Annotated in this window: 18 protein-coding genes; 10 read left to right on the top strand and 8 right to left on the bottom strand. The window is 74.9% G+C overall.

What is annotated here, in order from left to right; translation table 11 throughout:
• Positions 1-90: 90 nt before the first annotated feature.
• The 3 genes from AB0D10_RS40475 to AB0D10_RS40485 all read right to left on the bottom strand — a co-directional run bounded on the left by AB0D10_RS40475 (position 91) and on the right by AB0D10_RS40485 (position 4,016).
• Entirely contained in the window at positions 91-1,674 is a 1,584-nt protein-coding gene (locus AB0D10_RS40475; RefSeq protein ID WP_360266196.1) for an LCP family protein, read from the bottom strand.
• Positions 1,675-1,909: 235 nt separating this feature from the next.
• Positions 1,910-3,187, bottom strand: a complete 1,278-nt coding sequence (locus tag AB0D10_RS40480) for an LCP family protein (protein WP_360266199.1) — start codon at positions 3,185-3,187, stop codon at positions 1,910-1,912.
• A 37-nt stretch (positions 3,188-3,224) separates the two neighbouring features.
• Entirely contained in the window at positions 3,225-4,016 is a 792-nt protein-coding gene (locus AB0D10_RS40485; RefSeq protein WP_360266202.1) for a TIGR03089 family protein, read from the bottom strand.
• Between the two features lie 104 nt (positions 4,017-4,120).
• On the opposite strand from AB0D10_RS40485, the gene AB0D10_RS40490 reads away from it, so the two are divergent.
• Positions 4,121-5,263: an N-acetylmuramoyl-L-alanine amidase gene (locus AB0D10_RS40490; RefSeq protein ID WP_360266205.1), complete on the top strand. Its 1,143-nt coding sequence runs from the start codon at positions 4,121-4,123 to the stop codon at positions 5,261-5,263.
• Positions 5,264-5,269: 6 nt separating this feature from the next.
• Here AB0D10_RS40490 and AB0D10_RS40495 read toward each other — a convergent pair whose 3' ends face one another.
• Positions 5,270-5,791, bottom strand: a complete 522-nt coding sequence (locus AB0D10_RS40495; protein WP_360266208.1) for an SgcJ/EcaC family oxidoreductase — start codon at positions 5,789-5,791, stop codon at positions 5,270-5,272.
• Between the two features lie 76 nt (positions 5,792-5,867).
• On the opposite strand from AB0D10_RS40495, the gene AB0D10_RS40500 reads away from it, so the two are divergent.
• On the top strand, positions 5,868-6,770 hold the full coding sequence (locus tag AB0D10_RS40500) for a DNA-3-methyladenine glycosylase 2 family protein (protein ID WP_360266261.1): 903 nt from the start codon (positions 5,868-5,870) through the stop codon (positions 6,768-6,770).
• Between the two features lie 43 nt (positions 6,771-6,813).
• Here AB0D10_RS40500 and AB0D10_RS40505 read toward each other — a convergent pair whose 3' ends face one another.
• From AB0D10_RS40505 to AB0D10_RS40515, 3 genes are read right to left on the bottom strand one after another with little or no spacing between them, the layout of a single operon-like run.
• Positions 6,814-8,112: a coenzyme F420-0:L-glutamate ligase gene (locus AB0D10_RS40505; RefSeq protein ID WP_360266211.1), complete on the bottom strand. Its 1,299-nt coding sequence runs from the start codon at positions 8,110-8,112 to the stop codon at positions 6,814-6,816.
• Positions 8,109-9,068 (bottom strand): 2-phospho-L-lactate transferase, encoded by a 960-nt coding sequence (gene cofD / locus AB0D10_RS40510; protein WP_360266214.1) that lies wholly within the window; start codon positions 9,066-9,068, stop codon positions 8,109-8,111. Before cofD ends, AB0D10_RS40505 begins: the two co-directional genes overlap by 4 nt.
• A 41-nt stretch (positions 9,069-9,109) precedes the next feature.
• Entirely contained in the window at positions 9,110-9,796 is a 687-nt protein-coding gene (locus tag AB0D10_RS40515) for a cysteine dioxygenase family protein (RefSeq protein ID WP_360266217.1), read from the bottom strand.
• Positions 9,797-10,418: 622 nt separating this feature from the next.
• Between AB0D10_RS40515 and AB0D10_RS40520 the strand changes: the two genes are divergently transcribed.
• The 3 genes from AB0D10_RS40520 to AB0D10_RS40530 all read left to right on the top strand — a co-directional run bounded on the left by AB0D10_RS40520 (position 10,419) and on the right by AB0D10_RS40530 (position 16,567).
• Complete coding sequence (locus AB0D10_RS40520; protein WP_188299667.1) at positions 10,419-10,691, top strand: WhiB family transcriptional regulator; 273 nt, start codon at positions 10,419-10,421, stop codon at positions 10,689-10,691.
• 284 nt (positions 10,692-10,975) lie between these two features.
• Positions 10,976-14,833 carry a glycosyltransferase gene (locus AB0D10_RS40525; protein ID WP_360266220.1) on the top strand — a complete coding sequence of 1,286 codons (3,858 nt, stop codon included), beginning with the start codon at positions 10,976-10,978 and terminating at the stop codon, positions 14,831-14,833.
• Positions 14,834-14,839: 6 nt separating this feature from the next.
• Complete coding sequence (locus AB0D10_RS40530; protein WP_360266223.1) at positions 14,840-16,567, top strand: DUF5719 family protein; 1,728 nt, start codon at positions 14,840-14,842, stop codon at positions 16,565-16,567.
• A gap of 61 nt (positions 16,568-16,628) precedes the next feature.
• On the opposite strand, the gene AB0D10_RS40535 is transcribed toward AB0D10_RS40530, so the two are convergent.
• Positions 16,629-17,081 (bottom strand): metallopeptidase family protein, encoded by a 453-nt coding sequence (locus AB0D10_RS40535; RefSeq protein ID WP_360266225.1) that lies wholly within the window; start codon positions 17,079-17,081, stop codon positions 16,629-16,631.
• Positions 17,082-17,245: 164 nt separating this feature from the next.
• On the opposite strand from AB0D10_RS40535, the gene AB0D10_RS40540 reads away from it, so the two are divergent.
• The 5 genes from AB0D10_RS40540 to AB0D10_RS40560 all read left to right on the top strand — a co-directional run bounded on the left by AB0D10_RS40540 (position 17,246) and on the right by AB0D10_RS40560 (position 21,844).
• Positions 17,246-17,611 carry a DUF3499 domain-containing protein gene (locus tag AB0D10_RS40540; RefSeq protein WP_360266228.1) on the top strand — a complete coding sequence of 122 codons (366 nt, stop codon included), beginning with the start codon at positions 17,246-17,248 and terminating at the stop codon, positions 17,609-17,611.
• A gap of 134 nt (positions 17,612-17,745) precedes the next feature.
• Positions 17,746-19,131: a phosphomannomutase/phosphoglucomutase gene (locus AB0D10_RS40545; protein WP_360266231.1), complete on the top strand. Its 1,386-nt coding sequence runs from the start codon at positions 17,746-17,748 to the stop codon at positions 19,129-19,131.
• Between the two features lie 162 nt (positions 19,132-19,293).
• Positions 19,294-19,476, top strand: a complete 183-nt coding sequence (locus tag AB0D10_RS40550) for a Trm112 family protein (protein WP_097237660.1) — start codon at positions 19,294-19,296, stop codon at positions 19,474-19,476.
• Between the two features lie 59 nt (positions 19,477-19,535).
• On the top strand, positions 19,536-20,786 hold the full coding sequence (locus tag AB0D10_RS40555; RefSeq protein ID WP_360266235.1) for an SIS domain-containing protein: 1,251 nt from the start codon (positions 19,536-19,538) through the stop codon (positions 20,784-20,786).
• A gap of 80 nt (positions 20,787-20,866) precedes the next feature.
• Entirely contained in the window at positions 20,867-21,844 is a 978-nt protein-coding gene (locus AB0D10_RS40560; RefSeq protein ID WP_360266237.1) for a cation diffusion facilitator family transporter, read from the top strand.
• Positions 21,845-22,034 lie beyond the last annotated feature (190 nt).

The following is a 22,034-nucleotide window of genomic DNA, read 5'->3' on the forward strand; positions in this document are numbered from 1 at the left end:
CGGGACCCGCTGCCGGTGCACCGGCCGCCGCCCGCTACCGGCCGCGGCCGTCCGCGTGCGGGCGTGGCGTTCCCGCTCCCCGGTCCGGGGCTACTTGGCGCAGAGGTCGGTGTCGTCCGCCTGCACCCGTTGGAGGTCCTCGGGCGCCTCGGTCGGCGCCCCCTCCGCGGTGGAGGAAGCGGTCAGGGCGTCCTTGCCGAGCACCAGCTGCAGCCCGGCCTTCGGGTCCGCCTTCGCGGCCGGCCGGACGGCGTCGGCCGGCAGGCCGAGGGCGGCGGCCAGGGCTCCGGCCGCGGCCTCCTGGCCGGCCTGGTAGGAGACCGTGGTGCCCGCCGCGACCGGGGCGTCGGTGCCGACCGCGGCCTTGGCGAAGCCCTTCGTCCGGAGCTTGTCGACGGTCGGCCCGGACAGCCCACGCTTCCCGCTGCCGTTGCGGACCGTGACCTGGACGTCCTTGGTGTCCACCGCCGGGGCGGTGGCGGTCGGTGCCGCCGGCGCGGCGGAGGCGGCGCCGTCGGGGGCGGGCGGGGCGGCGGTCTCGGTCAGCGAGCGGTCGCCGGCGACCATCGCGAACACCTGCTGGGCGTCCGGCTGCTTGAAGACGACCCGGTCCTTGTCCTTGGGGTCGTCCAGGACGGGCGCGGTGGCGAAGGTGATGTTCCTGGTGTCCACCTTGCTGATGTCCTGCGCGAGGTTCTTGAGCTTCTCCACGCTGCCGATGCCGTCGTCCACGGTGAGCGCCTTGGTGGCGGCGTCCGCGAGCTTGTAGAGCTTGGTCGGGCTGGTCAGGGTGTCGTCGCTCTTGATCTTGCGGATCATCGAGCTGATGAACTGCTGCTGCAGCGGGATCCGGCTGAGGTCACCGCCGAAGCCGACGGCGTGCCGGGTGCGGACGAAGGCCAGCGCCTCCTCGCCCTGGACGACGTGCCGGCCCTTGGTCATCTTGAGGTGGGAGTCCGAGTCGTTGATGTCCTTGGCGGCGCACACCTCGACCCCGCCGACCGCGGTGGAGAGGGTCTTCACCGCCTCGAAGTTGACCTGGATGAAGTGGTCGACCCGGATCCCGGTGTTCTTCTCGATGGTCTTCCAGGTGCAGCCGGCGTCGCGCCCGCCCTGGCCGAGGCTGTTGTTGAACATGTCCCGCGCCGAGCCCGGGATCTTCTTGCCCTGGGGGGTCTGGCAGTCCGGGATCGGCACCATGAGGTCGCGCGGGAAGCTGACCACCGTCGCGTTGGAGCGGTCCTTGGAGATGTGGAACAGCAGGGTGGTGTCGGCGTGTCCGGTGCTGCCCTCGTCGCCGTACTCGCGGCCGAGGCCGGCCCGGCTGTCGGTGCCGATCACCAGGACGTTCAGCGCCTCCCCGGCGGCCTTGGGACGCTCCGCCTCGTCGCCCAGCTGGACCTTGACGGAGGTCAGATTGCTGTTGAAGTGCCGGTACAGGTAGTACGCCCCGCCGCAGCCCGCGACCATCACCAGGGCGCCGGCGCCGGCGGTCCACTTGAGCGCCCGGCGCCGCCGCTGCCGCTTGGCGAGGGCGGCGGCCCGCCGCCGGCTGTCCCGGCGGCCCTCCCCGGCCGGCGCCTCGGGCGTTCCGGCGTTCCGGCGGCGCTGCCGGGGGACACCGGGGGCCGGGTCCACGCGGTACCGGCCGGTTTCCGGTTGCTCCTCGTGCACGGGGGTTCCCTACGTTCGACCGGTCACGGCTCCGGCCCGCCCGTCCTGACGGGCCGATCCGGAACACAGTAGACGAGCCGAACGGGGGAATGGTTCCTGCTGTGATCTGCATCATGTTTGAACAAAGTGGAGGTAAATTCCGTTCGCCACCGGACATTTACAGGGCATTCGCCGGACGTACCCGTGCCGACCTGCGGCTCCGCGCGGCCGGGTTCCGGACGGCCGCGCGGCCCGGTCAGTGCTGCGCGCAGGCGTCCACGTCGGCGGTGCGCCCCTCGAAGGTGGGCGAGGCGGTGGCCGAGGGCGACGCCGCCGTCGCCGCCTCGGCGGAGCCGGCGCCGGGGGTCGCACCCGGGCTCGCCCCGGCGCCCGCGTCCGCGCCCGGGGACGGCGTCGACCCGGGCGGCCGGACGGAGACCGGCTGGTCGTCCCGCAGCGCCGTGAACAGCTGGCCGGTCTGTGGCTGCACGAACTCGTCCCGGTCCGAGTCGTAGCGGTACGGGCGGCGCGGCGCGGTCAGGAAGACCACGTTGGGCGTGGGGATGCCGCGCAGGTCCTGGGTGAGGTCGTACAGCGCGCCGAGCGAGGACAGCCCGCCGTCCGCCCGGACCGAGGAGGTCGCCGCGTCCAGCACCGGCCACAGCCGGGCCGGGTTCAGCAGCACCCCCTGCGACTCCACCTTGCGGATCAGCGAGGCCAGGAACTGCTGCTGACGGCCCATCCGCTGGGTGTCGCTGCCGTCCCCCAGGCTCTCCCGGGCCCGGACGTAGCCGAGCGCCTGCTCGCCGTGCAGGGTCTGCCGCCCGGCGGGCAGGTCGAGCCTGGCGTCCTTGTCGTGGATCGGCTGCGGCACGCACACGTCGACCCCGCCGATCGCGTCCACGATCGTCTTGAAGCCGCTGAAGTCGACGATCACGTAGTGGTCGATCCGGATGCCGCTCAGCTGCTCGACGGTGCGGATCGAGCAGGCCGGGCCGCCCGTCTCGAAGGCCCAGTTGAACTGCATCAGCGCGGGCTTGCTGCGGGTGCCGTCCGGCTTCTCGCAGGCGGGCACGCTGACCATGACGTCGCGCGGGACGGAGACCGCCGTCGCGTGCTTCCGGTCGGCGGCCAGGTGCAGCAGGATCGTGGTGTCCGAGCGCTGGGTGCCAGCCTCGCCGCCGTAGGAGCCGTTCGAGCCGGAGCGGTCGTCGCTGCCGATCAGCAGGATGTTCTCGGCGCCCCGCGCGCCGGCGGTGCGGCTCGGCCGCTCGGCCTCCAGCTTGGCGAGCAGCCGGTCGGTGGCCGAGTCGGTCCGGATGTTGCCGTCCAGCTTGCGGTAGGCGACGTAGAGCAGCACCCCGGTGGCGACCAGCAGGAACGCGACGACGCCGGCGGTGATCATCAGCCACCGCCGGCGTCTGCGCGGGCGTCCGGCCCCGCCCGGGGAGGCGTCCGCGGGGGGACGGTCCGCGGGCGGGCCGTCCGTCGGGGGAGTGTCGGTCGGGGGGTGCTCGGTGTCGTCCTCGGCCATGGCAGGGATCCCTACCCGCCCGGCCGGGGCCCGGGGGTCACCCGAGGCGCAGTGTCACCCGTTCGGAGTCGATCCGCTTCTCCCACTGCTCGGCGTCCAGCGCCTGCGAGTTGCGGCACAGCACCACCGAGGCGCCGGCCGCCAGCGGCGCCAGCAGGCCGGCCTCCAGGCCCGCCCAGTCGTCGTACGAGAGGGTGGACAGCACCCGGTCGCCGGGCTTCACGCCGAGGCGGACCGCGCCTTCCCGGGCCAGTGCGACGGTCTGTTCGCCCGTCAGCTTCAGCGGCAGCCCGTCCACCAGGGTCTCCAGTGCCTGCCCCTCCGGGGCGACGGGGGAGTACGGGGCGAAGCGGTCGCCCTGGCCGGGCACCTCGGCGGCGTAGTCGAGGAAGCCGTCCGGGCGCTGCGGGAAGCGCCCGCCGAGCGGCCGCAGGGCGAGCGCCACCCGCTCGCCCTCGCAGGCCTGGGCGGCCGCGAGTCCGTCCGGGCCGCTGACGACCAGGTCCGTGGTGGCCGGGTCGCCGCCCGGCACCGCCGCCACCCCCACCGACCAGCAGGCGAGCAGCCAGACGGCGCTCTGCCAGTGGGCGGGCAGCAGCAGGGCGGCCCGGTCGCCCGGGCCGGCGTTCAGCTCGTCCTGCAGGAGGTTGGCGGTCTTGGCGACCCAGTTGTCGAAGGTCCGGGCGGACAGCTCCACCCGTTCGCCGGTGGCGTCGTCGTAGAAGGTGACCAGCGGGGCCGCGGGATCGACCGAAGGGGTGCCGCCGCGCAGGTATGCGTGCAGCAGCTCGACGGGGGTGCGGGCATCGGCAGCGAAAGGCGCAGTCATGGTGCGCCCCAGCCTACGGCCTTCGAGTGGGAGGCCGGGAGGGGCGGCCGAACGGGCGCGGGGCGGCGTGGCGGCATCGGTCATTTGTCGTCAATATCCGTTTTATGCGTATCTCACTTCTCGCCGGTGCGGCCACGAGCTGCATCGCCGTCCTGCTGCTCCAGTCCACCGCCGTCCCAGCCGTCGCCGAGCCGGTCCCGGCCGAGCAGACCTCCGCCGGTGGCGGCACCGTGACGAGCCTGTCGCTGACCTCCGCCGAACACAGCGTCACGAAGCGCACCACCAAGCCCTTCTCGCTCATCGGGGTGAGCTGGGACGACCCCCGGCAGTCCCTCGCCGGCACCTCGATCCGGGTCCGCACCCACCGCGCCTCCACCGGTACCTGGACCGACTGGCACCAGCTCGCCGTCGAGGGCGAGGACGCCCCCGACGAGCGGGACGGCCGGTCCGGCATCCGCGGCTCGACGGCACCGCTGTGGACCGGCCGCAGCGACGGCGTCACGATCGAGGTCACCCCCGGGCCGAACGGACTGCCCGCCGGGCTCCGCGCCGAACTGGTCGACCCGGGCAAGGGCGCGGCATCCTCCGCCCCGCGCACGCTGCCGGCCGGGACCGCGGCCGCCCGGTTGCCGCAGGACCACGAGGCGCCGCGCCCGGGCATCGTCACCCGGGCCGGCTGGGGCGCCGACGAGTCGCTGCGCGACCCGGGCTTCGTCTACACCGGGACGGTCAAGGCGGTCTTCGTCCACCACACCGACACCACCACCGACTACGCGTGCGGTGACGCACCGCAGATGATCCGCGCGATCTACCAGTACCACGTCCAGAGCAACGGCTGGCGGGACATCGGCTACAACTTCCTGGTCGACCGCTGCGGCACCATCTACGAGGGCCGCGCCGGCGGCGTCGCCCAGCCCGTCCTCGGCGCACACACCCTCGGCTTCAACACCGACTCGGCCGGCGTCGCCGCGCTCGGCACCTTCACCACGGACGGGCCGCCGCAGGACCTGGTGGACGGCGTGAGCAAGATCGCGGCCTGGAAGCTCGGCCTGACCGGCCAGGACGCGGCCGGCCACACCAACCTGACCTCCGGCTCCTCGCAGAGCCGCTACCCCAAGGGCACGGTCGTCTCCTTCGACACCGTCTCGGGCCACCGGGACGCCTTCGCCACCGAGTGCCCCGGCGACGGCCTCTACGACCGGCTCGGCGACATCCGCTCCTGGGCCGCCCACCTCCAGGGCCGCTGAACCCCGTCAGGACCCCTGGGGCCGGACCGGGTGCTCCTGCGTCGGCCCCGGGCCCCGCCCGATCAGCCCCCGCAGCTCCCGCGTCAACGCCTCCGCCCGGTCCGGCTGCAGGTCGAAGCGCGCCGGTGTGTTCTGCAGCAGTGCGATCCGCCACCCCGACCCGGCGTTCACCGCGATCACCGTCTGCACCGCGTTGAGCGCCGGGTCCAGGTCCTCCGCGTCGTCCGCCACCATCCCGGCGACGCCGTCCAGCTGCGCCACGTCCGCCCCCAGCGCCCGGACCCGCCGCACCTTGGCCACGTACTCCGGCGTCGGGTGGTCCGCGAACACCCGCCCCGTCTCGGCGGCGATCGCCGAGCGCCCGCGGTAGCGGGTCCCGTCGAACTCGATCACTTCGCCGTCCTCCGCGAACGGCCCGGCGAAGGCCGCGCCGTCCCGCTGGTTCCACCCCTCCAGCACCCGGCGGTACAGCCCCCGCACCGCGCTCTCGTCCCCGGAGGGCAGCTCCGGCAGCCGCGTATCGTTCATATCCCCATGGTCGGCGACGGGGGCGAAGGAGGCGACGGCAGTGGCGGGCGGGACGGACGGTACGGGCGGCGGCGCGGTGCGGCGCTGGCGGCCGGGCTTCCCGCTGGACGCGGCCCGGACCCTGCTGCCGCTGCGCCGCGGTCCGGCGGACCCGGCCTACCGGACCAGCGGGGACGGCGCCGTCTGGCGCGCCTCCCGCACCCCCGGGGGCGTCGGCACCCTGCGGGTGCTGTCCCGTCCCGCCGCCGGCGAGGTCGAGGCGACCGCCTGGGGCCCGGGCGCGGACTGGCTGCTCGACCGCCTGCCCGCGCTGCTGGGCGCGGAGGACCGGCCGGAGGCGCTGGTGCTGCCGCCCGGTCCGCTGCGGGACGCCCAGCGCCGTACCGCCGGGGTGCGGCTGACCCGGACCGGCCTGGTGCTGGAGTCCCTCGTCCCGGCGGTCCTGGAGCAGAAGGTCACCACCGACGAGGCGTACCGCGCCTGGCGCACCCTGCTGCGGGACTTCGGCACCCCGGCGCCGGGGCCGGCCGAGGGGATGCGGGTCGCGCCGTCGGCCCGGGAGTGGGCGCTCATACCGAGCTGGGAGTGGCACCGGGCGGGCGTGGACCCGAAGCGGTCCGCGACCGTGATGCGGGCCGTGCGGCTGGCGCCGCGCCTGGAGGAGGCGTCGGCGATGGGGCACGAGGAGGCGTTCGCCCGCCTCACCGCCGTCCCGGGCATCGGCGTCTGGACGGCGGCGGAGACCCTGCAGCGCAGCAACGGCGACCCGGACGCGGTCTCGGTCGGCGATTTCCACCTGCCGAACCTGGTCGGCTGGGCGCTGGCCGGCCGGCCCCGCAGCGACGACGCCCAGATGCTCGCGCTCCTGGAGCCCTACCGGCCGCACCGCCACCGGGTCTGCCGCCTCCTCCTGGCCACGGCCGTCCACGCGCCCCGCTACGGCCCCCGCCTCGCCCCCGAGGACCACCGCCGCCGCTGACCGGCGGCCGCGTCCGTCGGGAACCGGAGGGGCGGTGCAGCCGCTACCGGACCGCGATGAAGGCGGCGGCGTCGCGTTCCGGGCGGGAGCGCGGGGGTTCGGCGGGGCGGCCGACGGCGACGGCGCCCATCGGGTCCCAGCCGGCCGGCAGGTCCAGGGCGGCGCGGACGGTGTCGCGGCAGAACATGGTGGACGAGACCCACGCGGAGCCGTAGCCCTCGCCGGTGAGGGCTACGAGCAGGTTCTGCACGGCGGCGCCGGCGGCGACGGTGAACATCTCCCGTTCGGCGGCGGCACGCCGGGCGTCCGGGTAGTCGTGCGAGCCCTCCGTCACCAGGCAGGGCACCACCAGGTACGGCGCGTCCCGCAGGACGTCGCCGCGGGCGGTGCGGCGGGCGATCCTGGCGTCGTCCCAGCCGTCGAGTTCGCGCAGGTCGCGCTGCCAGGCGGCGAGCATCGCGTCGAGCAGCCGGGTGCGGGTGTCGGGCGACTCCAGCAGCACGAACCGCCACGGCGTGGTGTGGTGCGGGGCCGGCGCGGTGACGGCGGCCGCGACGGCGCGGCGGACGGCGGCGGGGTCGACCGGCTCGGGGGTGAAGGAGCGGACGGTGCGCCGCAGGGTGACGGCCTGCCGCAGGGCCTCGGAGGTGCCGAGCCGGAACATGTCGTCCGCGGCGGGCCGGACCAGGGGCCGGGTGCCCTCGCCGTCCTCGACGGTGACCAGCCGGCCCAGTCCGCGCACGACCGCCACCGGTACGTCGGTCGCCTTGCCCTTCACCAGGTCGGCGGCGGCGGCCAGTTCGTCGGCGGTCGCGGTGACGGTGAGCGTCAGCTCGTTGCCGTGGCTGTCGGTGCGTCCGCGGTGGTCGTCCAGTACGGACAGTCCGGCGGCGCCGATCGCGACGTCGGTGAGCCCGTTGCGCCACGGCCGCCCGAAGGTGTCGGTGACGACGACGGCCAGGCGGCGGCCGGTGAGTTGCTGCAGCCGGGCCCGCAGCGCGCGGGCCGAGGCGTCCGGGTCCTCGGGCAGCAGCAGCACGGTGCCGGGGGCGGTGTTGGAGGCGTCGACCCCGGCGGCGGCCATGACGAAGCCGTTGCGGTTCTCGACGATCCGGGCCGGTCCGCGCCGGGCGACGACCCGGACGGTCTCGGCGTCGATCGCGGCCTCGCGGTCGGCGGAGTGCAGCAGCCGGCCCTCGGCCTTGCTGACGACCTTCGAGGTGACCAGCAGGATGTCGCCGTCCAGGTACGTGCCGGCCTTGGCGATGAGCGCGGCCAGGTCGGCCCCGGCGTCGACCTCCGGGATCCCCTCGACCCCCAGGATCTCCAGCGGGCCGGTCACGCGCGGACCCGGTCCGCCAGTGCCAGCGCGGCCCGCGCCATCGCGGCGGTGGCCTCGACGTCGGTCATCAGCAGCGGGACGGCCCGGCAGGCGATCCCGGCGTTCTCGACCGCGGCCACCGACGCCTCGTCGGCGGTGTCGACCAGCCAGCCGTCGATCAGGTCGGAGCCGTAGTTCCGTGCGACGGCCTCCGCCGTGGCCTCGACGCCGACGGCGGCGAGCACCTTGTCGGCCATGCCGCGCACCGGCGCCCCGCCGATGATCGGGGAGAGCCCGACGACCGGTGCCGGGGCGGCGGCGACGGCCTCCCGGATGCCGGGGACGGCGAGGATGGTGCCGATCGAGACGACCGGGTTGGACGGCGGGAAGAGGATGACGTCGGCCTCCGCGATCGCCTCCAGCACGCCGGGCGCGGGCTTCGCGGTGTCCGCGCCGACCGGGATGATCGCCTCGGCGTCCACGGCGGCGTGCAGCCTGACCCAGTACTCCTGGAAGTGGACCGCCCGGGTGCCCTGCTCGTCGGTGATCCGCACGTGCGTCTCGACCCGGTCGTCGCTCATCGGCAGCAGCCGCACGCCGGGCTTCCAGCGCACGCACAGCGCCTCGGTCACCTGGCTGAGGCTGTACCCGGCGGTGAGCATCTGGCTGCGGACGAGGTGGGTGGCGAAGTCGCGGTCGCCGAGCCCGAACCACTCGGGGCCGACGCCGTACTCCTTCATCTCGGCCTTGATCGACCAGGTCTCGTCGGTCCGGCCCCAGCCCTGCTCCTCGTGGATGCCACCGCCGAGGGTGTACATCACGGTGTCGAGGTCGGGACAGACCTTGAGGCCGTAGAGGTGGATGTCGTCGCCGGTGTTGCCGATGACGGTGATCTCGTCCTGCGGTCCGACCGCCGCGAGGAGCCCGCGCAGGAAGCGCGCTCCGCCGATTCCGCCTGCCAGTGCCACGATGCGCATGGGCTCATCCTGCCACGGCCCGACCGTCCGTCAGCCTGCGCTCAGTGCCGCTCGGACGGCGCCCGCCGCGGCTCCGCGTGCTGTTCGGCGTGCTGTTCGGTGTGCTGCTCGGGGACGACGTGGGCGCCGTACTGGTTCATCTCGGTGAGGCCCGGGGTGTAGAGGTGGATGGAGACGGCGGGTTCGAGCGCGCCGTTGACCACCTCGTGCAGGTAGCCGGAGGAGAACACCCGCTGCCCGCCGGGCTTAAGGGCGCGGGCGACCGCGCCGCCGGGGGCCCCTCCGGCCGAGGGCCGGGGCAGCGTGAGGGAGCGCTCGACGAGCTCGCCGCGGACGACGGTCATCACGCCGGAGGACTCGCCGTGGTCGTGGAAGCCGCTGCTCTGGCCGGGCAGCCAGCTGAGCAGCCAGACCTCGTAGCCGGGGCCGGTCTCCAGCCGGGCGTACCAGCGGGTCAGCGCGTCGTAGCGGACCAGCGGCTCCCAGCGGGCGCGGTCGGCGGCGATCTCGCGGACTAGCCGGGCGTACCCGGCGACGGTGGTGGGGTGGGCCGGCAGGTCGGTCCGGGCCAGGTACGGGAAGGCGAGCGGGTCGCCGGCGATGGAGACGTCGCTCAGCCCGTCCGCCCAGCGCTGTCCGCCGGTGCGGCGGGGGGAGTGGGCGGCGAGGCCACGGCGGGCGAGCTTGTTGCGGTCGCGGTTCCGCCTGCGGATGCGGATCATGCGCACGGGAGTCGTCCTCGGAGGTGTCGGCTGGTTCGTCGGGATCAGCCGGATCCGGGATGTCCTGGGGCGGGAATCGCGGGCGGCCTCTGTGCTTCCTGGGGCGGCGCGCGGTGGGACGCGGGCGCCTAGATACAGCAGGAACAGAGGCGACAACAAGAGTTCACGGCACGGCGAAGCGTGGAACCGCTCCGGGGGCTGGTGGACTCTGACATAGGGGCAAGGACACCGCATCCGCGGTGCCGGTGTCAAACCCATGGATGCGGCATTCGAGTGGGTTAGGCCCGGATCTTGCCCTGATGGGGTGATTCATCACTCTCTATGTTTCGATGAGAAGATCGCCGGGAAGGCAGGCCGATGACCGGCCTGTGGTGGTGACCGGGCGTCACCTGGCGAATGGTTGCGGACGGTTCGGCGCAGTTCAGGGCCTTGAGGCGGAAGGTCCGTTGTGTCCGAATATGTACACTATTCGTAACGGCTTGGTGCCGGGGAGTGAATCCTGGCCCCAATACCAGAGCTCGGCTTGACTGGGCCAGAGTGACGCAACTGTAATTTCACTCGTGTCGTCAGCCGCACGAGGCAACGGCAACCACGGGGACGCCAAGTAGGGGCAGAGGAGGCGCGCCACATGAGCGAGCTCTTTGAGCTGTTGATCGGGGACGGCATCACGGAGGACGAGGAGGAACTCGGCTGGCAGGAGCGCGCGTTGTGCGCCCAGACCGACCCCGAGTCCTTCTTCCCCGAGAAGGGCGGCTCGACCCGCGAGGCCAAGAAGGTCTGCCTCGCCTGCGAGGTCCGCTCGGAGTGCCTGGAGTACGCCCTCGCCAATGACGAGCGCTTCGGCATCTGGGGCGGTCTCTCCGAGCGCGAGCGCCGTCGGCTCAAGAAGAGCGCGGTCTGACGGGCCGGCCCGCCGGCCCCGCTGACCTTTCGACAACGACGGACAACCGCACAGCTGTACGGGCGCCTCACCGCGGTGGTGGGGCGCTTTCGCGTTCCCGGCCCCTTCCCTCCTCCCCGCCGCCGCGGCCTCCGCCGCGGCCTCCGCGGTCCCCTCCGCCGTCTCCTTCACCGTCCCCGCACCGGCCTCCCGGACGAAGCGTCCACCCGGAGCCGTTAGTGTGGTGCGCCATCCGGTTGCCGTTCACCGGCTGTGTCCACCGAGAACTGGGGCCCGCGCACTCGATGACCGTCTACAGCCACCAGAGCGGCTTCACCGCTTCCCGGCCGCCCGCCTACCCGCGCCACCTGGTCACCGCGGTGATCGTCTCGCACGACGGTGCCCGCTGGCTCCCCCAGGCGCTGGCGGGACTGCTCGGGCAGGACCGCCAGGTCCAGCGCGTCCTCGCGGTCGACACCGGCTCCACCGACAGCTCCCCGCAGCTGCTCGCCGACACCCTCGCCGACTGGCTCCCCGAGAGCGGCCCGCTCGTCCTCGGCCGCAGGGCCGGCTTCGGCACCGCCGTCGCCGAGGCCGTCTTCAACAGCCCGCCGCTGCGCCCCGAGGACCTGCCCTACCGGCTCGACCCCTCCGGCTACGACCCGGTCACCGGCGGCTGGGACGACTTCGGCGACCCGCTCGCCCAGGAGGACGACCTCGGCCGCGGTGGCCCGCGCGAGACCCAGCCGGTCGAGTGGCTCTGGCTGCTGCACGACGACTGCGAGCCGCAGACCGACGCGCTGCGCCGCCTGCTCCAGGTCGCCGACTCCACCCCCAGCGCCGCCGTGGTCGGCCCCAAGCTGCGCAGCTGGTACGACCGCCGGCAGCTTCTTGAGGTCGGCGTGACGATCGCCCGCTCCGGGCGGCGCTGGACCGGCCTCGACCGCCGCGAGCAGGACCAGGGCCAGCACGACCAGGTCCGCCCGGTGCTCGCCGTCTCCAGCGCCGGCATGCTGGTGCGCCGGGACGTCTTCGAGGAGCTCGGCGGCTTCGACAAGGCCCTCCCGCTGATGCGGGACGACACCGACTTCTGCTGGCGGGTCAACGCCGCCGGCCACCGCGTCGTGATCGCCCCCGACGCGGTGCTGCGGCACGCCGAGGCCTCCGCCCGCGAACGCCGCGCCATCGACTGCGCCTCCTCCCACCCGCACCGGGTGGACAAGGCCGGTGCCGTCTACTCGCTGCTGGCCAACTGCCGGGGCGCGCTCTTCCCCTACGTCCTGCTGCGGCTGGTGCTCGGCACCCTGCTGCGGGCCGTCACCAATCTGCTCGGCAAGGACCCGCGCCAGGCCGTCGACGAGCTCGCCGGTCTCGGCCACGAACTCGTCCGGTTCCCGAGGCTGCTGGCCGCGCGCAAACGCCGCGCCCGGACCAGGGCGGCGGACGCCCTGGACGACCGCACGCTCTTCCCGGCGCCCGGCGCCACCACCCGGCTGGCCGTCGAAGGCGTCATCGGTTCGCTCGGGATAGGGGGCAGTGACGACACCGGCAGCCGGCACGGCTCGGCCGAGGCCGGCGGCGACGACGACTCCGAGGACCTGGTCGTCGAGCAGTTCGCGCTGATCAAGAAGCTCGCCCGGCGCCCCGCGCCGGTGCTCTTCGCGGCCCTGCTGGTGTTCGCCCTGATCGCCTGCCGCGGCCTGTTCGGCAGCGGCGAGCTCTTCGGCGGCGCGCTGCTGCCCGCCTCCGACGGCGCGAGCGGCCTCTGGTCGATGTACGCGGACGCCTGGCATCCGGTCGGTACGGGCTCCACCGCCGCCGCACCGCCGTACCTCGGCGTGCTCGCGGTGCTGTCCTGGCTGCTGTTCGACCACGCCGACCTCGCGCTCACCCTGCTCGTCGTGCTCACCGTCCCGCTGTCCGCGGTCAGCGCCTACCTGGTGTCCCGGCCGCTGCTGGACTCCAAGCTCGTCCGCGCCTGGGCCAGTGCCACCTACGCGCTGCTGCCCGCCGCGACCGGCGCGCTCGCCCAGGGCCGGATCGGCACCGCCGTCCTCGCCGTGCTGCTGCCGCCGCTGGCCCGCGCCGCCGCGATCGCAGCCGGTCTCGGCATCCGGGACGAGAGTGCCGCCAAGGGCGCCCGCCCGGGCTGGCGGCCGGTCTGGATGGCCGTCCTGCTGCTCGGCCTGGCCACCGCCTTCGTCCCGCTGACCTGGGCGCTCGCCGTTCCGCTCTGCCTCGCGATGCTCGTCGCCGCGGTCGTGCGCGGCGGTGCCTTCGGCTCCGGTGGTACGGCGCTGCGGCTGCTCGGGCTGCGCGTCCTGGTGATCCTCGCGGTCCCGGTCGCGGTGCTGGCCCCGTGGTCGCTCAAGGTGCTGTCGCACCCGCAGTCGCTGCTGCTGGAGGCCGGGCTGCCCGGTCTGCACGGCACCGGCGCGAGCGCGGCCGGCCTGTTGCTTGTCAACCCGGGCGGCGCCGGCGTGCCGCCGATCTGGCTGTCGGTGGGCGTCGTCCTCGCCGCGCTCGCCGCGCTGCTGCGCGCCGACCGCCGCCGCGCGGTGCTCGCCGCCTGGGGCGCGGCCGGCGCGGGCCTGGTCTTCTCGGTCGTGGTGGCCGGTGCCTCCGTCACCCCGGCCTCCGGCGGTCCGGCGGTCCCCGCCTGGGCCGGCCCGGCCACCCTGATCGCCGGTATCGCCCTGCTGGCCGCGGCCGCGATCGGCGCCGACGGCGCCAACGCCCGCGTCGCCGGGATCGCCTTCGGCTGGCGCCAGCCGGTCGCCGCCCTGGTGGTGGCCACCGCGGTGCTGGCCCCGCTGGGCACCGGCCTGTGGTGGGCGCTGACCGGCGTCGGCAAGCCACTGCACCGCGCCGACAGCGGTCAGGTGCCCGCCTTCATCGCCGAGGAGGCCGGCACCACCGACCGGTCCCGCACCCTCGTCGTCACCGGTGAGAAGAGCGGCGGCGCCGTCCGCTACACCGTGGTGCGCGGCGCCGGCCTGACGCTCGGCCAGGCCGAGTCCACCGTCGACCCGGCGACCGGCACCCAGGACGGCCTCAACCGGATGGTCGGCAGCCTGCTGGCCGGCTCCGGCGCCGACCAGGCCAACGCCCTGGCCGGCTACGGCATCGCCTACGTGCTGGTCGAGCAGCCGGTGATCGACGTCTTCCGGGACGTCCTGGACACCACGCCCGGCCTGGTCAAGACCAACCAGGACAACGGCGCCGCGCTGTGGCAGGTCAGCGGTGCCCCCGCCGTCCGCGCGGTGATCACCGGCCCGGGCACCACCCCGGTGGTCGTCCCGTCCGGTGCCCGCGACCTCGCGGCCACCGTCCCGGCCGGTCCGGACGGCCGCGTGCTGCGGCTCGCCGAGTCGGCCGCGCCCGAGTGGAAGGCCACCGTGGACGGCACCGCGCTGGAGCCCACCACCGTCGACGGCTGGGCGCAGGGCTTCAAGCTCCCGGCCGGCGGCGGCAAGCTGACCGTCACCCGGGAGGGCAGCCTCGCCCACACCGGCTGGATCTGGGGCCAGGTGCTGCTCGGCCTGACCATCCTGGTGCTGGCCCTGCCCGGCCGCCGCAACCACAACGACGACGACCTGCCCGAGGAGGTGGTGGCCGCCGCCGCGCTGGCCGCCGCCGCCCAGGCGCAGGCCCCCGCCCCCGGCAGCCGCCGGGCCCGCCGGATGGCCGAGCGCGGCGAGGGCGGCGAGCCCGGCGCCGACGAGGCCGGGGTGTACGAGGGCCGGCCGGGCGCGGTCCCGGCGCAGCCGGCCGGCGAACCGGTGACCGAGGCGGTCCAGGCGGCCGCCGCCGTCCAGGAGGCCGAGCCGTACAGCGACCCGTACCAGACGTACCAGCAGGCCGACCCGTACAGCTACGACCAGTACGCGGCCCAGCAGCCGGTGGCCGCGCCCTACGGCGGCCAGGGCTACGAGACCCAGGGGTACGACGGACAGGGCTACGACGGCGGACAGGCCTACCCTCAGCAGGGCTACGAGCAGCCGTACCAGTCGGAGCAGCCGCAGTACGGCTACGACGCGTACCAGCAGCCCGAGCACCAGCAGCCCTGGCTGCCGGAGCAGCCGCAGGCCGAGCCCTACTACGACCCGAACGACCCCAACGGGACCGGCCGGTACCCGCACCAGCCCGGATCGGGGAGCTGACCCGCGATGAAGAAGCCCGCATTCAGGAAGAAGCCCGGCGCCGACGAGGCCCCCGAGCCGGTCGGCACCGCCCCCGCGCCGAAGTCGTCCGCGCCCGAACCGGCCGGCGCGCCCGGCCGGTTCGCCGGCAAGGCCGGCGGGACGAGGACGGCCCCGTCCCTGCTCGCCGCGGCCGTGGTGCTCGCGGCGGTGTTCGGGATCGCCCAGGTGCGCCCGCCGGCCGCCCCGGCCTCGGCGGACGGGGGAGCGGCCCCCAGCACCGCGCAGGTCGAGCGGACCGGCGCGGTCTGCCCGCAGCCCCTGCAGGGCCTGACCGGCTCGACCACGCTCTCCGCCTACACCCCGCCCGGGAGCGGCTCCGCCACCGGCGGCTCCGGCTGGCTGTCCGACGCGGCCGCGCCCGCCGTGCCCGCCGCCCAGCCCTCCGGCACCCCCTCGGCCCCGGCCACCCCGACAGCCACCACGCCGGCCCCGACCGGCTCGGGCGCGCCGACCACCGCCCCGGCCCAGGACAAGAACGCCGCACCCGCGGACGCCCGGCTGACCCTGACCAAGCCCGGCACGCCCGCGACCGGCCCGGCGGCCAACGGGGACACCGCGTCCGGCACCGGAGCGGTCGCCACCGGCGCCCTCGCCCCCGGCTTCACCGTCACCCAGACCACCGTGGTCACCGAGCAGCGCGGCCTCGGCCTGTCCGGCGTCACCTGCACCCCGGCCGGCACCGGCTTCTGGTTCGCCGGGGCCAGCACGGCCGGCGACCGCGTCGACTACCTGAGCCTGGTCAACACCGAGTCCTCCGCCGCGGTGGTCGACATCAAGCTGTACGGCGACAAGGGCCTGATCGAGAACGACGCCGCCAACGGCCTGACCGTCGCCCCGGGCAGCTCCCAGGCCGTCCTGCTGTCGACCCTCACCAAGGGCGCCGTCGCCGACCTCGCCGTGCACGTGGTGGTCCGCTCCGGCCGGATCGGTGCCGCCCTGCACGCCGCCGACGGCAACAAGGGCGCCGACTGGATCCCCGCCTCGGCCGCCCCGGCCGACACCCAGGTGCTGCCCGGCCTGCCGGCGGACACCGCCTCGGCCCGCCTGGTGGTCTGGGCGCCGCCGGAGGACGACGCCGACCTGAAGATCCAGCTCTCCGGCAAGAACGGCTGGTTCACCCCGGCCGGCAACGAGTCGATCCACGTCAAGGCGGGCATGGTGGCCGCCGTCGACCTCGGCAAGGTCACCCGTGACGAGGTCGCCGGCCTGCGGCTGTCGCCCAGCGACCCCAAGCACCCCACCCCCGTCGTGGCCGGGCTGCGGGTCGACCGGGCGGCGGCCAACGGCAAGTCCGACGCGGCCTGGCTCACCGGCAGCAACCCGGTCGGCGCCCGCGCCACCGTCGCCGACAACCGGACCGGCGCCTCCACGCTCTACCTGACCTCCGCCGGCGACGCCGCCACCGTCCGGGTCACCGCCTCGGCCGGCAGCGGCGGCGGCACCCCGGCCACCAAGGAGGTCCAGATCCCGGCCGGCGGCACCGTCGCCCTCCCGGCGCCCGAGCCCGCCGGGCTGAACGGGGTCTTCGCGCTCACCGTGGAGACCGTCTCCGGCGGCCCCGTGGTCGCCGCCCGGATGCTCTCCATCCCCGCCAAGGACGTGCCGATGTTCACCGTCCAGGCGCTGCGCGACGACCACAGCACCGTCAAGGTCCCGCAGGCCGCCCAGGACCCGGGCGTCGTCCTGCGCTGAGCAAGCCGAAGGGGCGGCACCGCGTGGTGCCGCCCCGGACCCCGGCCGAACCGGCCCCGGCTCAGTCCTCGTCGTAGCGCGGGTCGATGGCGTCCGGCGAGAGGCCCAGCAACTCGGCGACCTGCTCGATCAGGATCTCGTGCACCAGCGCCGCGCGGTCCTCCCGGGTCTTCGCCCGGATCTCCACCGGCCGCCGGTACACCACGATCTGACTCTTGCGCCCCTGCGTGCCCGGGGACACCCGCCCCAGCGGCACGCCGTCCTCGGCGTCGGCGCCGTCCGGCTCGTGCAGCGGCACCTCCTGGACGGCGAACTCCACCTCGATCAGCTGCGGCCAACGCCGCTCCAGTCGTTCCACCGACTCGCGCACGTAGTCGTCGAACAGTTCGGAGCGGGTGAGCGAGATCGGCACCTGCGGGGGCGCCAGCGGGCCGCGCAGCCCCCTGCCGTGCCGGTCGCGGTGCCGGGGGCGGCGCGCTGGGCCTGTCGATGACTGCGGTGCGGAGCTGTCCATATCACTGCCGAGAGTAGTCCTTGGACGGTCGGAAGTGGACCACTCCGACGGGGAAACGCCCGGGGCGGCCGATGCGCGGCCCCGGCGCCCGGAGGGCGACACGGCACACCCTCCGGGCAGGCGGTCTTCGCTCCCCGGCGGGGAGTGCGGTACCGTCCACCCTCGTGAGCTCTGTACGTCGTTGTTCGCGGACCGCGTGCGGCCGGCCGGCCGTCGCGACGCTGACGTACGTCTACGCGGATTCCACCGCCGTCCTGGGCCCCCTCGCGACCTACGCCGAGCCGCACTGCTACGACCTGTGCGCCGAGCACGCCGAGCGCCTCACCGCCCCGCGCGGCTGGGAGGTCGTCCGGCTCGCCGCCGAGGCCGGGCCGCTGCGCCGCAGCAGCGACGACCTGGAGGCCCTCGCCAACGCCGTGCGCGAGGCCGCCCGCCCGCAGACCCCCCGTCAGGGCCGCGCGCCCGAGGGCGATTCCACCGAGGGCAGCCGCCGCGGCCACCTCCGGGTCCTGCGCTCGCCCGACAACTGACGACTCTCCCGGCACGGGGCGTTCGTCCGGCCCGGGTACGCTGCCCGTCTACCGCCACTGCGTCCGTCGACCGGACGGGCGGTGGGCCCCGACGTATCCCGACCGACCAGTACAGAGACCAGGGTGGAGCCGCAGTGCGCGACCTCAAGCAGCTCGTGAAGGCGTACGACGTCCGAGGCGTCGTCCCGGACCAGTGGGACGAGAGCCTGTCCCGGGCCTTCGGTGCCGCGTTCGTCCAGGTCACCGGCGCGTCCGCGATCGTGGTCGGCCACGACATGCGCCCCTCCTCCCCGTCGCTCAGCCTGGCCTTCGCCGAGGGCGCCGCGGCCTACGGCGCCGACGTGGTGCGGATCGGGCTCTGCTCGACCGACCAGCTCTACTACGCCAGCGGCAAGCTCGACCTGCCCGGCGCGATGTTCACCGCCAGCCACAACCCGGCCCAGTACAACGGCATCAAGCTGTGCCGGGCCGGCGCCGCCCCGGTCGGTCAGGACACCGGCCTGGCCGAGATCCGCGAGCTGGTCGAGTCCTGGACCGCCGCCGACGACACCGTCACGGTCCCGGCCAGGGACGTGAAGCCCGGCGCGCTCTCCGAGCAGGAGACCCTGCGCGGCTACGCCGACCACCTGCTGGGCCTGGTCGACCTCACCGCGATCCGCCCGCTCAAGGTCGCGGTCGACGCCGGCAACGGCATGGGCGGCCACACCGTGCCGACCGTCTTCGACGGCCTGCCGATCGACCTCGTCCCGATGTACTTCGAGCTGGACGGCACCTTCCCCAACCACGAGGCCAACCCGCTCGACCCGAAGAACCTGGTCGACCTGCAGGCCAAGGTCCGCGAGGTCGGCGCCGACGTGGGCCTGGCCTTCGACGGCGACGCCGACCGCTGCTTCGTCGTGGACGAGCGCGGCGAGCCGGTCTCCCCGTCCGCGATCACCGCCCTGGTCGCCGCCCGCGAGATCGCCCGTGCCCAGGCCGCCGGCGAGGCCGAGCCGACGATCATCCACAACCTGATCACCTCCTGGACCGTCCCCGAGGTGGTCCGCGAGCTGGGTGCCAAGCCCGTGCGCACCCGGGTCGGCCACTCCTTTATCAAGCAGGAGATGGCCGTCACCGACGCCGTCTTCGGCGGCGAGCACTCCGCCCACTACTACTTCCGCGACTTCTGGCGCGCCGACACCGGCATGCTGGCCGCGCTGCACGTGCTGGCCGCGCTCGGCGGGCAGCCGGGCACGCTGTCCGAGCTCACCGCCGAGTACGACCGCTACGCGGCCTCCGGCGAGATCAACAGCACCGTCGACGACCAGGCCGCCAGCACCGCCGCCGTCCGCGCCGCCTACGCGGACGCGGAGGGCACCACCGTGGACGAGCTGGACGGCCTGACCCTGGCCGGCCCGGACTGGTGGTTCAACCTGCGCGCCTCCAACACCGAGCCGCTGCTGCGCCTGAACGTCGAGGCCAAGGACCCGGCGAAGATGGCCGAGCTGCGCGACGGCGTGCTCGCCCTCGTCCGCGGCTGAGCTCCGCGGCTGAGCTCCGAGGCTGAGCTCCGAGGCTGAGCTCAGCGACTGAGCTCCGAGGCTGAGCGAAGCGCGCCTCACCAGAGGCGCTCGTGCCCCGGCCGGTAGGGTTGCCTATCGGCCGGGGCACCTCCGTGCCACCACCGAACTATGGAGAGCCCCATGAAGCTCGAATCCTTCCTGCTGGAGATCCTGGTCTGCCCGCAGTGCCGGGCCGCTCTCGCCGAGGGCGGCACCGAGGAGCAGCCCGAGCTGGTCTGCACCGGCGCGGACTGCGGCCTCGCGTACCCCGTCCGCGACGGCATTCCGGTCCTCCTGGTGGACGAGGCCCGCCGCCCGGCCTGATCCTTGGGGCGAAGCCCCACCCCGCCAGCCGCCCAGGACCGCAGCCGGAGGCCCGCCGCATGCTCGACGACACCCTGCTCGACGACCCGGCCGCCCTCCAGCGCGCGGACCGGGACGGTGCCCTGCTGGCCCTGGCCGGCGCCGGTGCCCGGGTTCGCACCGCGCTGCGGCAGGCCGACGCGGCCGGCCTCGACCGGCTGCGCCCGGACGGCCGCCCGCGCGCCGTCCTGGTCGCCGGACACGGCAGCGCGCTGACCGCGGCCGGGATGCTGGCCGCGCTGGCCGGCACCGCGAGCCTGGTCGTGCCGCTGCCGCCGGCCGAGGCGGCCGCCCCGCGCGCCGACCGGGCCGGCGCCCCGCCCGCCTTCACCACCGGGCTCGGCTGGCAGCTGCCCGGCTGGGCCGGCCCGCTCGACCTGCTGGTGATCAGCTCCGCCGCCGGCGGCGAGCAGGGCCTGGTCGGCCTCGCCGAGCAGGCCTACGCGCGCGGCTGCGCGGTCGTCGTCACCGCCCCGGCGGGCAGCGCGCTGGCCGACGCCGCCCTGCAGGTGCGCGCGCTGCCACTGCCGTACGTGACCTCGGTGCTGCCCGAGGACGGGCGGACCGCCGTCGCGGCCGCCGAGCCTGACCTGCCGCCCGAGGACCCGGCCGCGCTCTGGTCCCACCTCGCCCCGCTGCTGGCGCTCGCCCAGAAGATCGGCCTCACCCAGCTGCCGTACGACGCGCTGCCGGGCGTCGCCGACCTGCTGGACGCCACCGCCGTGCGTTGCCGCCCCGACGCCGCCGCGTACACCAACCCGGCGAAGGGACTGGCCGCGCGGCTGGCCGGGACGGTTCCGCTGCTGTGGGCCGAGGGCCCGATCGCCGGCGCCGCCGCCGACCGCTTCGCCGCCCAGCTGGCCGACCGGGCCGGACGGCCGGCGCTGGCCGGGGAACTGCCGCAGGTGCTCACCGCCCACCGCGGCATGTTCACCGGGCAGCTGGGCGCGGGCGCCGACCCGGACGACTTCTTCCGTGACCGGGTCGAGGAGCCGGACCCGTTGCACCTGCAGGTCCTGCTGCTGCGGCACGCCCCGGGCCCGGCCGGTGGAGCGTCGGACGATCAGGACGGGCCGGCCGAGGTGCCGGAGGAGGACGCGGGCCCGCGCAGCTTCGGGGTGACCCGGGCGCACCGGCTGGCCGCCGCGCACGATGTCCGGCTGACCGAGTACGCGACCGCCCGGCCGGACGTGCTGCACGCCCTGGTCGACCTGGTCGCACTGACCGACTTCGCCGCCGTCTACCTGGGCCTCGCTGCCGCGCAGTCCTGAGACGGTCGAACGGGCCGGGCCGCGCGGCCGGTACGGTAAGCGGTCGACGACGCTGACCGACCCCGTGAGGACACCCAGGCATGAGCACCGAAGGCGGCACCAAGGCACTGGTGGCGGCGCTGTCCGCGAACCTGGCGATCGCGGCGGCCAAGTTCGCCGCCTTCGGCTTCACCGGCTCGTCCTCGATGCTGGCCGAGGGCGTGCACTCGGTGGCCGACTCCGGCAACCAGGTGCTGCTGCTGGTCGGCGGCAAGCGGGCCCGCCGGGAGGCGGACGAGGAGCACCCGTTCGGGTACGGCCGCGAGCGCTACGTGTACGCCTTCCTGGTGGCCATCGTGCTGTTCAGCGTCGGTGGCCTGTTCGCGATCTACGAGGGCTGGCACAAGGTCAACCACCCCGAGGCGCTGGACTCCTGGGTCTGGGCGGTCGGCGTGCTGGTCTTCGCCATCGCGATGGAGGGCTGGTCCTTCCTCACCGCCGTGCGGGAGTCGGCGAAGCTCAAGGGTGACCGGGGCTGGGTGCAGTTCATCCGCACCGCCAAGGCGCCGGAGCTGCCCGTCGTGCTGCTGGAGGACACCGGCGCGCTGATCGGCCTGCTGCTCGCACTGTTCGGCGTCTCGCTCACCGTGATCACCGGTGACGGCGTCTGGGACGGCATCGGCACCCTGTGCATCGGCGTCCTGCTGGTGGTGATCGCCGTGGTGCTCGCCATGGAGACCAAGTCGCTGCTGCTCGGCGAGTCCGCCGACAAGGACGCGGTGCGCCGGATCCGCGAGGCGCTGGTGGACGGCCGCTCCGTGACCCGGGTGATCCACATGCGGACCATGCACCTCGGCCCGGAGGAGCTGCTGGTCGCCGCCAAGATCGGCGTCAACGCCGAGGACAGTGCCGCCCTGGTGGCGGAGGCCATCGACGCGGCCGAGGAGAGGGTCCGGGCCGCCGTCCCGATCGCGCGGGCCATCTACCTGGAGCCCGACGTCTACAGCGCGGAGAAGGCCGCGGCGGGCGAGGACCCGGCCGCCACGCCCGGCGGGCCGGGCCCGGAAGCCGCGCACTGACGCCCCTCCGCCCCGCCCCGAGCGGGCGGGCGGAGCCGCACTGGAGCCCCGGTCGGGCCGGGGGCCGAAATCGGTCATCGGCAGACGGCCGGTGGGGCCGTCGGTGTAGATTCGTCACCAGAGCCAGAACGTCGCTGCTGATGGCGGTCGATCGGCGGTCCGCGCCCGTAGGGTGTGCGCCGGTCGAGGG

This window comes from Kitasatospora sp. NPDC048545, assembly GCF_040651155.1.
Lineage (GTDB): Bacteria > Actinomycetota > Actinomycetes > Streptomycetales > Streptomycetaceae > Kitasatospora.

What these genes read in the sequence shown, in the direction of transcription:
- AB0D10_RS40490 (WP_360266205.1), top strand. Translation starts at nt 4,121, where the DNA reads ATGCGTATCTCACTTCTCGCCGGTGCGGCCACGAGCTGCATCGCCGTC.
- AB0D10_RS40480 (WP_360266199.1), bottom strand. Translation starts at nt 3,187, where the DNA reads ATGGCCGAGGACGACACCGAGCACCCCCCGACCGACACTCCCCCGACG.
- AB0D10_RS40555 (WP_360266235.1), top strand. Translation starts at nt 19,536, where the DNA reads ATGCTCGACGACACCCTGCTCGACGACCCGGCCGCCCTCCAGCGCGCG.
- AB0D10_RS40520 (WP_188299667.1), top strand. Translation starts at nt 10,419, where the DNA reads ATGAGCGAGCTCTTTGAGCTGTTGATCGGGGACGGCATCACGGAGGAC.
- AB0D10_RS40485 (WP_360266202.1), bottom strand. Translation starts at nt 4,016, where the DNA reads ATGACTGCGCCTTTCGCTGCCGATGCCCGCACCCCCGTCGAGCTGCTG.
- AB0D10_RS40495 (WP_360266208.1), bottom strand. Translation starts at nt 5,791, where the DNA reads ATGAACGATACGCGGCTGCCGGAGCTGCCCTCCGGGGACGAGAGCGCG.
- cofD (WP_360266214.1), bottom strand. Translation starts at nt 9,068, where the DNA reads ATGCGCATCGTGGCACTGGCAGGCGGAATCGGCGGAGCGCGCTTCCTG.
- AB0D10_RS40525 (WP_360266220.1), top strand. Translation starts at nt 10,976, where the DNA reads ATGACCGTCTACAGCCACCAGAGCGGCTTCACCGCTTCCCGGCCGCCC.
- AB0D10_RS40560 (WP_360266237.1), top strand. Translation starts at nt 20,867, where the DNA reads ATGAGCACCGAAGGCGGCACCAAGGCACTGGTGGCGGCGCTGTCCGCG.
- AB0D10_RS40550 (WP_097237660.1), top strand. Translation starts at nt 19,294, where the DNA reads ATGAAGCTCGAATCCTTCCTGCTGGAGATCCTGGTCTGCCCGCAGTGC.
- AB0D10_RS40535 (WP_360266225.1), bottom strand. Translation starts at nt 17,081, where the DNA reads ATGGACAGCTCCGCACCGCAGTCATCGACAGGCCCAGCGCGCCGCCCC.
- AB0D10_RS40530 (WP_360266223.1), top strand. Translation starts at nt 14,840, where the DNA reads ATGAAGAAGCCCGCATTCAGGAAGAAGCCCGGCGCCGACGAGGCCCCC.